Genomic DNA, 13997 nt, shown 5'->3' on the forward strand with positions numbered 1-13997 from the left:
GCCGGATGGAGATTAGCGCCCGACAACACGGGCTTCACAGCCTCGCTTCTGTCCTACCCCGTCCCGGCATGCTCGTGGCCGATCAGGATATCATCGCCGCTGCATGCCAGGACTATCGCGGCTGGTACCGAGGAAAGGCGCTGGCAGTTGCGCGGCCGCGAACGGTTGCGGAAATCCAAGAGCTCGTCCGAGCCGCTGGCAACCTGAAATATGCGATAGTCCCTCAGGGGGGAAACACCAGCATGTGCGGCGCGGCCGTTCCTCTGGACTGCGATGCGCCTTCGATAGTCCTCAGCACTGCAGCGTTGAATCAAATCAGATCCACCAATGCCGGCTCCTGGTCCATCGTTGCCGAGGCAGGCTGCACCCTCGCGCAGGTTCAAGATGCGGCCCGATCAGCGAACCGCCACTTTGGTCTCGATCTCGGAGCCCGCGGAAGCGCAACGATCGGCGGCGCGATCGCCACGAACGCTGGCGGCGTGGGCGTGGTGCGGTACGGCAACTGCCGCGACCTGGTTCTGGGGCTCGAAGTCGTCCTCCCTGATGGGCAGCTTTGGTCCGGCTTGAGGACCTTGCGTAAGGACAATAGCGGTTTCGACCTGAAGCACCTTTTTATCGGCTCCGAGGGCACACTGGGCATCATTACGGCCGCTTCGTTGAAGCTGCATCCGGCTGAGACTACGAGTGGATCGGCGCTGATCTGTACGGGTTCGCTCGAAGCAGCCACGCAATTTGCCGACCTCGCACTAGAAATGGCTGCCGGAGAACTCTCGGCCATTGAACTGATGCCCGTCATGGGAATTCGCCGATCATGCGAGGAGTTACTGCGCTGTCGGCCGCCGCTAGAGCTGAGCTCGGAATGGTTTGTGCTTTGCCGCCTCGCCAGTCAGCAGCCCGTGCAGGAGAAACTCGAGAACATCGTCGCTCGCGCGCTGGAAGCGGGTTTATGCGCGGATGCCGTTCTATCGCATTCGGTGGCACAGGAAACCCAACTTTGGGCGATCCGAGACTCCTTTTCCGAACTCCACAAGTTCCTCGGGGCTTCGATCCGTTTCGATTATTGCGTTCCCTTGGGAAAGATACCTGAACTCTACCATCGCCTCTGTGCGGCAATCGACAAGGTGGCTCCCGGGTTTGTCCCATTCGGATTTGGTCATTTGGGTGACGGCAATCTTCACTTCAGCGCCTGTCAGCCAGAACGTACCGAGACGAATGAATTCGTCGGAAATCGGCAAGAGATCGAGACCGTAGCTAACGCGATCGTCTGGGAATTGGGTGGTACCGTGAGTGCCGAGCATGGGATAGGTCAACTCCACCTCCATGAAGTATCACAGCAGAAGAGCTCCACGGAGCTCACGATGATGCAGTGCGTGAAGCGATCGTTCGACGCCTTCGAACTGATGAACCCTGGCAAACTACTTCCGACCTAAAGCTCATCTCATTGTTCGCTGATGTTCGATCGTGCCTAGGTGTGCCAAGATGACGATTCTGCTACGCGACGCTGTTCGCGCCTAATCACAAAAAGTGCTCAACCAAAGAGAGTGCTGATTTATAGAGGAGGAGTTCATGCGACGTTCAGTCCTGACACTGGTATTGGTGTTGGCACCATTTGTGTCTTGGGCCGAGGAGCCCGCGACCACCGCGCCTGCACTTTGGGGAAGCCCAACCGTAGACAACGGTTCGTGCTGCTCTACCCTTGCGGAAGTGCGCCAGAACATCGATCGCATTGACCGCGAGCTGGTGCGATTGATGGCTGAACGCGGACGCTACGTCCATGAGGCCTCGCGCTTCAAGGCTAATCCCGCACAGGTGGAAGCGCCCGAACGTGCGGAAGCCGTGGTACGAAAGGCGATGTCACTTGCGGAAGAAAATGGACTTTCGCCACGCATTGCCGAAACCACCTACCGGGCTATGGTGCGTTCCTACATCGACTATGAACAAGAAGTTTTTGCCAAAGCGGCCGCTGCAGGACAAACGCCCTGGAGGAAATGAGTTTGCGAGCACCACGGCACCAGGAGGCTTCGACTCCCTGGTGCCGTGGGCAAAGGACATTCTAGAATTCGGCCGGTCGCCCTTGGCGAACGTCAGTCGATCTCTTGTACTGATATTCTGATCTCGCCGAGCCCATCGATTCCGCCCGTCATCGTTTGGCCTCGCTGCACGGGGCCGACGCCTTCCGGCGTTCCCGTCATGATGACGTCGCCGGGCTTGAGCGCCATCGACTGCGAGCAGATCGAGATGATGTCCGCGACGGGCCAAATCAGCTTCGAGATGTCGGAATCCTGCTTGGTCACGCCATCGACGGCGAGCCAGATGCGCCCGGCGTTGGGATGGCCGACCTCCGAGACCGGTCGTAGCGGGGCGATCGGCGCTGACAGGTCGAAGCCCTTGCCCCAATCCCAGGGACGACCTTGCTCGCGGGCCTGAAGCTGCAGGTCGCGGCGGGTCAGATCGATGCCGACGCCGTAGCCCCAGACATGATCGAGCGCGCGCGCGACTGGGATGTCCGTCCCGCCCTGCCCAATCGCGACGATCAGCTCGATCTCGTAGTGGAAGTTGCCGGTCTGCGGCGGATAGGGAACGCTCGTGCCGTCGTCGACGACCGTGTCGGCGGGCTTCATGAAGAAGAACGGCGGCTCGCGATCAGGATCGCGCCCCATCTCGCGGGCGTGCGCCGCGTAGTTGCGGCCGACGCAGATGATCCGGCGCACCGGAAAGCGTGCCGCCGAATTGTGGACCGCGACGGAAGACTGCGGCGGGGGTGACAGAACGAAATCGGAGTGAGTGACGGTATCAAGCATTGCCGCGGTCCTCTCGGTAAAGATGCAGGGCTTCCTGAATGGGTCGATCGGAATAGGAGAAGATCACGGCATCGCCGTTGATCGCTTCGTGACGCACGCGATGCCAGGACGGCACGACGAAGACGTCGCGCTTACCCCATTCGACCACGACGTCCTCGCCGGATCGCGACGAGATCACGCTGCGGCCCTTGCCTTCGATCGGCACGAACACGGTGGCGTCCGTCGAACGGTACGACGCGGTCACAAAGCCCTTTGGCAGGAGCTGTATGAATGTCGCCATGGTGGCCATGGCGTGATTGCCCGTGATCGGGTTGGTGTAGCGCATCTTGAGACCGTGGCAGGGGTCCCAGGCCGCGGCGCGTCGCAAACGCTCGAGCGACTCGCGGGTTCGCGCAAAGGGATAGTTGAACACCGGCGAAGTGCCGCCGCCCCCTCTGTGATCGACGGGAAGCAGGTTGTGGCCGTAGCGGGCGTCGCTGTCGCCGACCGGCCTCGTGATCGGCTGCTCATCGACGTCGAGATGCTCGGCGAAGGATGCATCCAGCATCTGGATGACGGGAATATCGAGACCGTCCAGCCAGAACACCGGCTCGGCGCTCGGATTGCCGTGATCGTGCCAGGCCCAGGGTGGCGTGATGATGAAATCGCCCTCGTGCATGATGGTGCGTTCGCCGTTCACCGCGGTGTAGGCGCCCTCGCCTTCGAGGATGAACCGCAGCGCTGATTGCGTATGGCGATGCGCCGGCGCAACCTCGCCCGGCATCACCAGCTGCACGCCGGCATAGAGATCCGTCGTGATCTTCGACTGGCCGCGAAGACCGGGATTTTCGAGGACCAGAACCCTCCGCTCCGCCTCCTTGGCGGTGATGAGACTTCCGGCCTCGAGCATGTAGGCGCGGATCTCGTCGAAGCGCCAGGATGCGGGACGGCACGCGCTTCTCGGCTCCGTTGTCACGAGGTCGGCCAACGACAACCACAGCGCCGTCAGGTTTCTCTTGTCGATCTTGTCGTAGAAGGCGCGGCGTTCCGGCGTATCGGCGGTCGGCGCCATGATGGATGGTTGGGACATGGTCTGTCTCGCTGTTAGTGATGGAGCGTCGCGACTGAGGCCACGAGCTTGAGCGACGGCTCCCGCCGGCGCAGGGCGATCACCGCGAAGCCCGCCAGCATTGCCGGCACCGCAGCGGTCAGGACGACGGACTGCGCAGTCCATCCGAAGCCGAGCAGCACGCCGCCCGCGACCGGGCCGATGATCGAGCCGATGCGGCCCACACCCAGCGCCCAGCCCACACCGGTGGAACGGATCTCGGTCGGATAGAGGCCGGCCGCAAGCGCGTTCATGCCGATCTGCGCTCCGACAACGCCGAACCCGGCGAGGAAGGTTGAGATCATCAGCGTCCAGACGTTGGCCGATCCGAATGCGATCCCCGCAATGAAGAGCGCCGAAGCCAGATAGGTGCCGCCGAGCACCAGATAGGGATCGAGCCGGTCGACGAAGCGGCCGAGCACGATCGCGCCGACCACGCCGCCGGCGTTCAGCACCGCCGTCGAGAGGATCGCGATGTTGAGTGGCAGGCCGCTCGCCTTGAGCAGCGAAGGCATCCAATTCACGAGAAAGTACATGACGAGCAGGTTCATAAAGAACGCGATCCACAGCAGAACCGTCATGGATGCACGGCCATCGGCGAGCAGCTTAGTCACCGGGAATCCGGTTGCTTGCGAGCCATGCACCACATAGCGGTTCGCCGCGGTCGGGGAGATGCTCGGATCCAGCCTTGCGAGCAGTTTCGCGATCCGGCTGTCCGCAACGTCGCGCGTCAGGAGATAGCGGATCGACTCCGGCAGCCAGATCAACAGCACGATCAGGGTGAGAAGCGGAAGCACGCCGCCCACGACGAAGACCGCCTGCCAGCCGAACGCTCCGATCAGGGGCGCGCTGATCAGGCCGCCGATCGTCGAGCCCAGCGGGAAACCGCAGAACATGATGGCGATGAGCAGCGCGCGCATCCGCTTCGGTGCATATTCGCTGGTCAGCGCGATGATGTTGGGCATGGCGCCACCGAGGCCGAGGCCGGTCAGGAAACGGTAGACCAGCAGCTCGTTCAGCGTGGTCGCGCGCGCCGTGACCAGCGCGAAAATACCAAACAACAGCACGGAGAGCAGGATCACGCCCTTTCGGCCGAACCGATCGGCGGCCGGGCTGAGGACGAACGCACCCACAGCTAGGCCGGCGAGGCCCGCGCCGAAGATCGGACCGAAGCCGGCCATGGCGATCCCCCATTGCTCGGCAATCACGGGTGCGACATAGGCGATCGCCTGGGTGTCGAAACCATCGAGCAGCGCGATCCACGCGCAAAGAACCAGGATCAGAAGCTGGAGGCGTCCGAATCGCGCCTCTTCGATCACTTCAGTAACGTCGACAATATTCGCAGCGGACATCACGAACTCCAGTGAGCGTGGGTTTCTAGGCTGTGACTTTCAGGAGACTTGGGAGAATGCGGCTAGCGTTCAGGCCACCAAAGGGGCGCTGCGCAGCTTCTGCCGATCGATCTTGCCCGTGCCCGTCTTCGGCAGGTCGGACCTGTATTCGATCAGACGCGGATATTTGTAGGGAAGCAGCTTCGACTTGACGTGGTCCTGCAGCTCCCGGGTCAGCACCTCACTCGCGGCATGACCGTCCCGAAGGATCACGAAGGCTTTCGTGGTCATGCGGCGATCGGGAAGCTCGAGGCCAAGGACCGCGCACTCGCGAACGGCGGGATGGTCCGACAGGCAGAGCTCGATCTCGACCGGGTAGATCCACTGGCCGCTCACCTTGATGAGATCATCGACGCGGCCGACGAAAGTAAAGAAGCCGTCGACATCCTCGACGAGCCGGTCGCCGGTCCAGATCCAGCCCGCCTCGCGCATGGTCTGCGCGGTCTTGTCGGGCCTGTTCCAGTAGCACGGCGCATTGGAGTGACCGCGGACCCACATCACGCCTTCCTGGCCTTGTGCGACGGGCTCCCCTTCAGGCGTGGTCAGCCGGATCTCATAGCCGGGCACGCGCTTGCCGGCGGTCCCGGTCTTCTTTTGCTCGCGCGTGTTCGAGAGATAGATGTGCAGCACCTCGGTCGATCCGAGGCCTTCGACGATCTCGAGCCCGAAGCGCCGCTTCCAGTCGTTGAAGATGTCCTGCGACAGCACTTCGGCGGCCGACAGGCTGAGGCGTACGCTCGACAGATCGGCAGCTTCGATGCGCGGATGATGCAGCATCGCGTTGTAGAGTGTCGGCAGCCCGAAGAAGAGCGTCGGCTTGAGCTGCTCGATCAGGTCCAGAACGGCGCCTGGCTCGGGCCGCCCGGCGAGCAGGATCGTGCTGGCGCCGACCGCGAACGGGAACGTGATCGAATTACCAAAACCGTAAGCGAAGAAGATCTTTGGCACGGAGAAGCAGATATCGCTCTCAGTGATCCCGAGGATGTGCTGCCCGAAGCTCTTCGCGGTGTAGGCCATGTCGTGCTGGAGATGCACGATGCCCTTCGGCCGGCCGGTGCTGCCCGAGCTGTACATCCAGAACGCCATATCGTCGCGGGACGTCGGCACTGCTTCCAGCTCGGCGGGAAATTGGGCAAACCAATTGTCGCCGTCGAGGACCTCGACCGAAGACTCGCCCGCGGCCTCGCCGTTGAGCACGATCAGCGTGCGCAGATGCGTTCCAGCGACCGTTTTCCGGTCGAACAGTGCAGCGTATTCGGCGTCGACGACCGCGACCGTCGCGGCCGAATCCTGCAGGTAGAAGCCGATCAGTTCCTTGGGCGACAGCGTGTTGATCAGCATCGGCACGAAGCCGGCGCGGACCGCACCGAAGAACACCACCGGATAGGACGCCGTGTCGTTCAGCAGGAGGAGCACGCGATCGCCGCGGCGAAGCCCGAGCGAAGCGAGCGCGTTGCCGCACTGGGCGGCCCTGGCACACAACTCGCCATAGCTGGTATTGCCCGTCGCGGTGTAGATCGCGACCTTGTCGGCACGGCCGGCGCCGAGATTGTCGAACAGAATCTCGCTGGCGTTGTAGCGCCCGGCGATCTCGAAGCCGATCTCGCATGCTCCTTTCGCATCGTCGGGTACATGGTCGACGATCGCGTTCACGAGCGTTTGGTCCATTCCGTCAGTCATGGGAGCGCTCCTCGTCATCGTCATGTACTAGGGACCAACGAATTGGCGTCGTAGCGCGCCATGAAGCGCGGCGACATCGCGCGGAGCTGGCTGTCGTCGATCCTCCCCGACCGGGTGATGTAGCTGTAACCAAAATCCAGGGGAGCCAGCTTCATGTGGTCGGAAAAGCGCTCGTACCAAGCCGCGCTGGTCCTTGCGGCCTTGACCAGCTTCTGCACCACCGGGCGGCGCGCGGCCTCGTAGTTCTCCAGCGCACGGCCTAGACTGTGCGGTTCGTGGTCGAGCGCATTAACGAGAGCGATGACATCCTCGAGGGCGAGGCGCGTGCCGGATCCGATCGAGAAATGCGCGGTGTGGAGCGCGTCGCCGACCAGAACCATATTGCGGTGTGACCATCGGTCGTTCCACAGCCAGGGAAAATTGCGCCAGACCGATTTGTTGCTGACGAGAGGATGTCCTTCGAGCGTGTCGGCGAACACCTTTTCGCAAAGCACCCTGCTCTCTTCCTCGGTCTTCTCCGCAAAGCCGGCGCGAAGCCAGGTTGCGCGATCGCACTCCACGATGAAGGTGCTCATCGTCGGCGAGTAGCGGTAATGATGGGCGTTAAAGCTGCCGAGCTCGGTTCCGACGAAAGTCTGCGTCAGCGTCTCGAAGCGCTTGGTGGTGCCGTACCAGGCGAACTTGTTGTGGTCATAGGACAGGGACGTCGCGAAGTCGCCTTCGTGGCTCCTGCGCACCAGAGAGTTCACGCCATCGGCCGCGACAATCAGGTCGTATCCCTCGAGCTCGTCGACGGAGCGCACGAGCTTGCCGAAGTGCAGATATGCGCCGGCGGATCGTGCGCGCCCGGTCAATTGCGTGATGAAATCGAGCCGTCCGACCGCGGAGAAGCCGACACCGTCGAGCACGACGCGCTCGCCGCGATGAACCAGCGTGATGTCGCGCCATGTCTCCATGCGCGCCGAGATGGCTTGCTCCGTCTCTGGATCGTCGGCGCGCAGGAAGTCGAGCGCCTTGTCGGAGAAGACGACGCCAAATCCCCAGGTCGCGCCTTCTGGATTTTGCTCGAAGACATCGACATGGGCCTCGGGGTGCCGGCGCTTCCAGAGCGCGGCGAAATACAGGCCCGCTGGACCGCCTCCCATCACTGCAATGCGACTGAGCCGCATGACCTTTCCTTCCCTGTTGCGTCTTGTCGACCGCTTCTAATTGCGTATTATGCAATGAATTTTATTTCATGCAATATATTTTTGCGTAATAAGGAATCACTTTTCTTATGAGGAATTTAGGAAACGCGATTAGACTCTGCGCGAAGCGCCTGGCGGGAGGGTTTTCGGATGTTCGAAACAGCTTTCATGATTGAGTGGGGCGATTGCGACGAAGCCGGAATCGTCTTTTATCCCAACTACTTCTACTGGTTTGACTGCACCTATCAGCGCTGGCTGCGGAAGCACGGATTGAGCCAACGGGAGCTCAAGCGCCGCTTCAACAGTGTCACGCCACTGGTCAATGTCGGCGCCCAGTTTGTGGGACCTGCCCGCTATGACGATAAACTCGTGATCCGCGCCGAAGTGGCCGAGTGGCAGGAGCGGCGGTTTCGAATCGACTACAAGCTGTCGGTCGGAAACGTGCAGATTGCGAGCGGCTTCGAACAGCGCGCTTGGGCCTCGATCACGGACACGGGCGCACTCCGCGGCGCGAGCACGCCGCAGGAGTTCAAGGACTTGTTGAGATGAAACGGACGCGGGCGAAAGACACGGACGACGAGAGCGGCGGGACGGCCCCCGGCGGCATCCAAGCTCTCGATGCCGCGCTTGCGGTCCTGCGAGTTCTCAGATCCTTCGATGGGCCGGCGACGCTGTCGGATATCGCGCGCGAGGCGGGCATGCCACCGAGTAAGGCGCATCGCTACCTGGCAAGCTTTATTCATGCGGGCCTTGCCGTGCAGAAGGAGCGCTCCGGCCGGTACGACCTCGGCCGCGAAGCCTCAGAAATGGGTGTCGCGGCCATCAGCCGGAACAACTTCGTAGTCCAAGCCTCCGACGAACTCGAGGAATTGGCCACCATGACAGGCCAAGCAGCATTGCTTGCGGTCTGGAGCCACAATGGCCCGACGGTGGTCAGGCTGGAGCGGGGCCCCAGTCTGACAACGACATCAATTGGCCTTGGCAGCACCTTTCCTTTGTTGGACTCCGCCACCGGACGCATCTTTCTGTCGTACCTTCCACATCAGCAACTGAGGGCCCGGCTCGAACAGGAGCTCGACCGCGCTACGGCCACCGGTGTCAGTTGGCCGGATCTAAATCCGGACGCGGGCAGCCTCGAGGCTTTGGCAACCAAAATCCGACGTGAGCGCGTCGCTTTCGTTGATGGCCGTTACATTCCGGGTTTGATCGCGATTTCGACCGCAATCACGAACTGGCAACGAGAGATCGAGGTCGCAGTTACCTTGTTCGGTACCCACAAAGGCCTCCTGCAACCAGATAGTCCCGCGCGAAACGCATTAATCGATTTTGCCTCACGTCATTCGATTGTCTCGCCGGACTACCTTGGCAAGAAAACGCTCCGCAAAAAGGGCGTTACGGACGTACCGGACTAGGGCGCGTACTCATAAATCTTCGTCAACGCCCGCTCTGCTCCGATATCGACCGCCTTTATCCATCGCAGCGGGCTCTTGTAGTTAGCTTAATGTTTGGTCCGGCCCGATTTCGCCTCCTGTTGAATTGCGGAGCCGAGCCGGGACAGCATGGCTTGCGGTAAGACAAGGTGCGTCGCAGCCAAGTTCTCCCGAAGATGCGCGATGCTCGAGGTGCCAGGTATAGGCAGGATGCTGGGCGAGCGGGCGAGCAGCCATGCCAATGCGACCTGCATTGGCGAAACGCCGTACGCCTTCGCCTCCGTCGTCAGGAGACGGCTGAAGCCGCCTAGAGGGAAAAACGGCACATAGGCAACCCCCTGTTCCGCCAGTGCGTCGACCAACTCATCGTCGGCGCGGTGCACGAGGTTGTAATGGTTCTGAACGCATACCACCGGCGCGATGCGCTGTGCTTCCCTGACCTGAGCCGCCGTCGCATTGCTGAGACCTAAGTGGCGGATGAGGCCCTGCCGTTGAAGCTCGGCAAGCGCGGTGAACCGTTGCTCGATGGATCCTTCTGCGGGCGTCATGCCGGTGCCTTCAATGATGCGAAGGTTGACGACGTCCAGGACTTCAACATTTAGGTTTCGAAGATTGTCATGAACGCCGCGCGCAAGATCGGCCGGCTCCTGAGCCGGCAACCAGGCGGCGTCTTCGCCGCGAAAAGCGCCCACCTTCGTCACGATGACTAGGTTGTCGGGATAAGGGTGGAGAGCTTCCCGGATGAGCCGATTGGTAATGTGGGGACCATAGAAGTCGCTCGTATCGATATGATTGACTCCCGCGGCCACGGCTTCGCGCAAGACTGCAAGCGCGGCCTCGCGGTCCTTGGGGGGGCCGAACGCTCCCGGGCCCACCAGCTGCATGGCGCCATAGCCGAGGCGCCTGACAGGCTTGTTGCCAAGCATGTAGGTGCCCGCGCTTGAGACGTCGGTCATCATCTTTTCCAATTCTGTTTTATGTCTACGACGGGATCTACTTGGTCCTAGCGCCGTTCTGCACGAAGCTAGCAGCGCGCGAAATGCGGCTGCGCTTCCAACCGATCTTGGCGGGGCGAGCTATTCGAGTGCGCCATCAAAAAGCGAGCACGATCTTCCCGGAAGGGCGCGGTCCGGTTTCTGCATTCGCAATGACAGACAGGGCATCGCTGAACGGCGCTTCCAAACCGATTTTCGGCCGCAACGTCCCCTCCCCGGCGAGTTGCGCGATGGCCGCTAGATGCCGGATTCCCATCGTGGCGAATGCCAATTTGTATCGCCGTGACAGCATGCCACGCAGGATCCTGCCAGGGGTGGGATTGATGTCTACAAATACGCCCTTCGGCATCAGCATCGAAAGCCCTTCACCTACACCGAGCGTTCCAAGGGTGTCGAAGACCGCGTCGAACTTTCCGTTTCTCGCATATTCGTGCTTGTCAGCGTAGCCGTACACCAAATCGACGCCAGGAGCTTTTTCACTGCCCCGAGCGGTCCGCCCGCATGTGCCAGTAACGTGCGCTCCGTGGGCGCGTGCAAGTTGGGCTGCGAAAGAGCCCACCGCGCCGCTACATCCATTGATGAAAATGCGCGATCCGGCCCGAGCTTTCGCCCTGTCTAGGATGGCAACCCATGCCGTCATTGCCGCAATAGGAAGGCAAGCGGCCTCGCCGAACGAAAGCTGTGGCGGCTTTTTCACGACGTTACCAGCATCCAAGACTGCCGCTTCCGCAAAGGCGCCGGATTTCTTGAAATCGACCGTGCCGAAGACCTCATCGCCGACCTTAATGTTGATGACCTTGCTTCCGACCTCAGTGACGATTCCCGCAAAATCGGTGCCCATTCCTTTCGGAAACCGTCTGCCGGTCACCACCTTCATCGCGCCCCTACGGAGCTTCCAGTCGAAGGGATTGATGGCCGCGGCCTTGATCGACACGCAAACCTCGCCATCTGCGACCTTCTGCAAGTCGTAGTCGCCGACATACATCTCTACCGGCCCGCCATAGCGGTCATATTGTACCCGTTTCATACGCGCTTTGCGCCTCGCCTCTCGTTGATCGCAAGGAAAATATTACACTCTGTGCAATTTTGCAAGTAGTGCGATTTCTGATATGGATCGGATATGGATCAGAATCGCTCAGACCAGGAAGGCTGGCGCGAAAGGAAGCGGCGCGAGACGCTAAGGCGCATCGCTGATTCAGCGCTAAAGCTGTTCAGCGCCCACGGCTATGAGGCGATCACGTTGGATGCGATCGCCGAGGCGTCCGGCATCTCGCGGCGAACATTCTTCTATTATTTCAAGTCCAAAGAAGAGATTCTGGCCGCTTGGCAAAAAGATCTGCCTGAGGCCTTTCGTACCGCGATTCTAACGCAGCCAACGGACCAGTCCCCGTTTGATGCCGTCTGCAACGCGCATCTAAAACTGGCCGCGAATTACGAGCCGGGCCAGGCCATGGTCATCGATCGAATTCTGCGCTCCAACGATCAACTTCGCGCGAGTAACCAGACCAAGTATCTAGAGATGGAACAGGCCGCGTTCGAAGCACTGTGCGAACTCTGGCCGCAGGTCAGACGCCGCAAGGCCCTGCGCATGGTGGCAATGGTATCCGTCGGCGCCCTACGCCTTGCCATTGAGAACTGGACCGAGGAGCAAGGGCGCAGGCCGCTCGCCGCCTATCTGAAGGAAGCGTTAGCCAGTTTGAAAGCGGAGCTATCTGACGCTTAAGCATCTTTGAGTCGATACGCGTTGAGCATAGGGTTGAAGCGCCCCGGCGATTCAAGAGCCGAACGCAGCGGCGTTAATAACCAATCATAATTCGTGAACAACGCGCGGCGGCTCCCGACAGACTCTCAATATCTCAATTCACCCGGCCCTTGCTCGGTCAGCTTGCCCGGTCAGCTAGCCGTGGGAGGTCTATTCTTTGTTGGCACCGCCTCATAGACATGGGCTTCACTCGGATTCAGCTCCAAAGATCCTACAGCGGATGATCGGGAGGACGCCGCGACAATGAAACTGCTACTCGCACGCCGCCAGTTCTGACCGGGTGCAGAAGTGCATTGCTGCTTGGTTCTTGACAGCGCGAAATAAGCAGACGCTGGTTTGGGCGCTGCCGCAGTGGGTGCCGCCTCCATATTCACCGCCCCTGGAAAACTGCAGGACGTCGCTCAACAAATGACTGTATGCCCTCGCGCGCGTCGGCGCTCTTGAGCACGCGATCCCGGATCGCTGGGATGCACGCAATCGCGGCCGCCTCCCCCTGCTCAGCATATTTCGCGGCCGCCTCCTTGGTCACCTGAATACCAAGCGGTGCGTTGCGGGCGATGATCGAAGCAATCTCCATCGCACGGGCGATCTGCTGGCCCACCGGCACGACTTCCTGGACGAGACCGATCTCCCGGGCACGCTGCGCGCTAAATTCATCGCAGAGGAAGAGATGGTACATGGCATTGCCCCAACCGGCGCGCGACAGGTAACGGAAATGCGCGCCGCCTAGGGGGGCGATGCCGCGCTTTGCCTCCATCTGACAAAACCGGCTGTCGTCGGCGGCAACGACGATGTCGCCCGCCAGCATCAGCTCGATTCCGACGGTGTAGACGATACCTTGCGTCGCCGTCACAATCGGCTTCTTGCAGCGCTTGGTGAGACCGAAAACGTCGACGTTGCCCTCTTTGGCGTTCCGTTTCTCGGCGTTCGGCCCGAAGAACTTCGGCATGTCGAGGCCAGCGGTGAAATCCTTGCCTTCCGCGCAGATCACGCCGACCCAGTAGCTGACGTTGTTGTGAAGTTCGGTCAGGGCGTCCGACAGCAGGTCCATCATCGACGGCGAGAACGAGTTCTTCTTCGCGGGATTATCGATGATGATCTTCAGAATGTGATCGTGCGCCTCGGTGCGGATCGTTCCTTCGGTGGTCATTCGAGCGTCTCCTGTCTATCGGTCGTTCTTGATGGCAAGTGCGGTACGGATCGCCGCCGCCCGCTCGGGTGGGAAGGCTGCCGCGCCCTCCTTGAGGATATCGAGGAACGACAGCACGCCTCCGCGTGAACCCCAGCAGCCTTCTTCGACGATACGGAAATTGACCCACCAGCCCGGCGGAGGCTCCTTCAGCTCACAAGCATCCGCCAGAGACCTGAGAACGTTGCGAATGACGGTTGCCCGATCTTCGCGGGTCCAGCAGCAGTCCATGACGACGACGTCCACCACCATGACGTCGCTCGGCTGGTCCGACAGCAACTCTCCGCCATGCGCGATCATGTCGAGCGGCCGCTCGAGGAAATGCACCTGGTAACCTCGCCGCGCCTGCGGGACCAGCCGGCCGACCTCGGGCACCAGCACGGCATCCGTAAGCGTCTTGGCGAGCATCCGGCGCTGCTGACCAGTCAATCGTCCTTGCGGGGTCAACACATGGATAAAGGTCATCGCAAGCTCT

Annotated in this window: 14 protein-coding genes; 5 read left to right on the forward strand and 9 right to left on the reverse strand. The window is 61.1% G+C overall.

All coding sequences use genetic code 11. The annotated features are described in order from the left end of the window. Window positions 1-5: 5 nt before the first annotated feature. Window positions 6-1430 carry an FAD-binding oxidoreductase gene (locus NLM32_RS34240; RefSeq protein WP_254133119.1) on the forward strand — a complete coding sequence of 475 codons (1425 nt, stop codon included), beginning with the start codon at window positions 6-8 and terminating at the stop codon, window positions 1428-1430. A gap of 136 nt (window positions 1431-1566) precedes the next feature. Beyond that, window positions 1567-1992 carry a chorismate mutase gene (locus NLM32_RS34245; RefSeq protein ID WP_254133120.1) on the forward strand — a complete coding sequence of 142 codons (426 nt, stop codon included), beginning with the start codon at window positions 1567-1569 and terminating at the stop codon, window positions 1990-1992. 92 nt (window positions 1993-2084) lie between these two features. Here the strand turns inward: NLM32_RS34245 and NLM32_RS34250 are convergent, their stop codons facing one another. From NLM32_RS34250 to NLM32_RS34270, 5 genes are all read right to left on the reverse strand, one after another. Next, window positions 2085-2801 (reverse strand): fumarylacetoacetate hydrolase family protein, encoded by a 717-nt coding sequence (locus NLM32_RS34250; protein WP_254133121.1) that lies wholly within the window; start codon window positions 2799-2801, stop codon window positions 2085-2087. Then, entirely contained in the window at window positions 2794-3852 is a 1059-nt protein-coding gene (gtdA, locus tag NLM32_RS34255) for a gentisate 1,2-dioxygenase (protein ID WP_375143657.1), read from the reverse strand. Before gtdA ends, NLM32_RS34250 begins: the two co-directional genes overlap by 8 nt. A 32-nt stretch (window positions 3853-3884) precedes the next feature. Next, window positions 3885-5240: an MFS transporter gene (locus tag NLM32_RS34260; protein WP_254133123.1), complete on the reverse strand. Its 1356-nt coding sequence runs from the start codon at window positions 5238-5240 to the stop codon at window positions 3885-3887. A 69-nt stretch (window positions 5241-5309) separates the two neighbouring features. Beyond that, window positions 5310-6959, reverse strand: coding sequence for a benzoate-CoA ligase family protein (locus NLM32_RS34265; protein ID WP_254133124.1), 1650 nt, complete (start codon window positions 6957-6959; stop codon window positions 5310-5312). A gap of 20 nt (window positions 6960-6979) precedes the next feature. Further along, window positions 6980-8128, reverse strand: a complete 1149-nt coding sequence (locus tag NLM32_RS34270) for an FAD-dependent monooxygenase (RefSeq protein WP_254133125.1) — start codon at window positions 8126-8128, stop codon at window positions 6980-6982. Between the two features lie 168 nt (window positions 8129-8296). Here NLM32_RS34270 and NLM32_RS34275 point away from each other — a divergent pair, with 168 nt between their 5' ends. Continuing rightward, window positions 8297-8695 carry a thioesterase family protein gene (locus tag NLM32_RS34275; RefSeq protein ID WP_254133126.1) on the forward strand — a complete coding sequence of 133 codons (399 nt, stop codon included), beginning with the start codon at window positions 8297-8299 and terminating at the stop codon, window positions 8693-8695. Continuing rightward, entirely contained in the window at window positions 8692-9558 is an 867-nt protein-coding gene (locus tag NLM32_RS34280) for an IclR family transcriptional regulator (RefSeq protein ID WP_254133127.1), read from the forward strand. Before NLM32_RS34275 ends, NLM32_RS34280 begins: the two co-directional genes overlap by 4 nt. Before the next feature lie 86 nt (window positions 9559-9644). Here NLM32_RS34280 and NLM32_RS34285 read toward each other — a convergent pair whose 3' ends face one another. Then, window positions 9645-10532, reverse strand: a complete 888-nt coding sequence (locus tag NLM32_RS34285; protein WP_254135490.1) for an oxidoreductase — start codon at window positions 10530-10532, stop codon at window positions 9645-9647. Between the two features lie 136 nt (window positions 10533-10668). Beyond that, window positions 10669-11598, reverse strand: coding sequence for an NAD(P)-dependent alcohol dehydrogenase (locus NLM32_RS34290; RefSeq protein WP_254133128.1), 930 nt, complete (start codon window positions 11596-11598; stop codon window positions 10669-10671). 93 nt (window positions 11599-11691) lie between these two features. Here NLM32_RS34290 and NLM32_RS34295 point away from each other — a divergent pair, with 93 nt between their 5' ends. Then, window positions 11692-12294, forward strand: a complete 603-nt coding sequence (locus NLM32_RS34295) for a TetR/AcrR family transcriptional regulator (protein ID WP_254133129.1) — start codon at window positions 11692-11694, stop codon at window positions 12292-12294. A 409-nt stretch (window positions 12295-12703) separates the two neighbouring features. Here the strand turns inward: NLM32_RS34295 and NLM32_RS34300 are convergent, their stop codons facing one another. Both NLM32_RS34300 and NLM32_RS34305 read right to left on the reverse strand, forming a co-directional pair. Continuing rightward, on the reverse strand, window positions 12704-13483 hold the full coding sequence (locus tag NLM32_RS34300; protein WP_254133130.1) for a crotonase/enoyl-CoA hydratase family protein: 780 nt from the start codon (window positions 13481-13483) through the stop codon (window positions 12704-12706). Between the two features lie 15 nt (window positions 13484-13498). After that, window positions 13499-13987, reverse strand: a complete 489-nt coding sequence (locus NLM32_RS34305) for a tautomerase enzyme (protein WP_254133131.1) — start codon at window positions 13985-13987, stop codon at window positions 13499-13501. Window positions 13988-13997: the final 10 nt, after the last annotated feature.

Origin of the sequence: Bradyrhizobium sp. CCGUVB14 (assembly GCF_024199935.1) — a bacterium.
GTDB lineage: Bacteria > Pseudomonadota > Alphaproteobacteria > Rhizobiales > Xanthobacteraceae > Bradyrhizobium.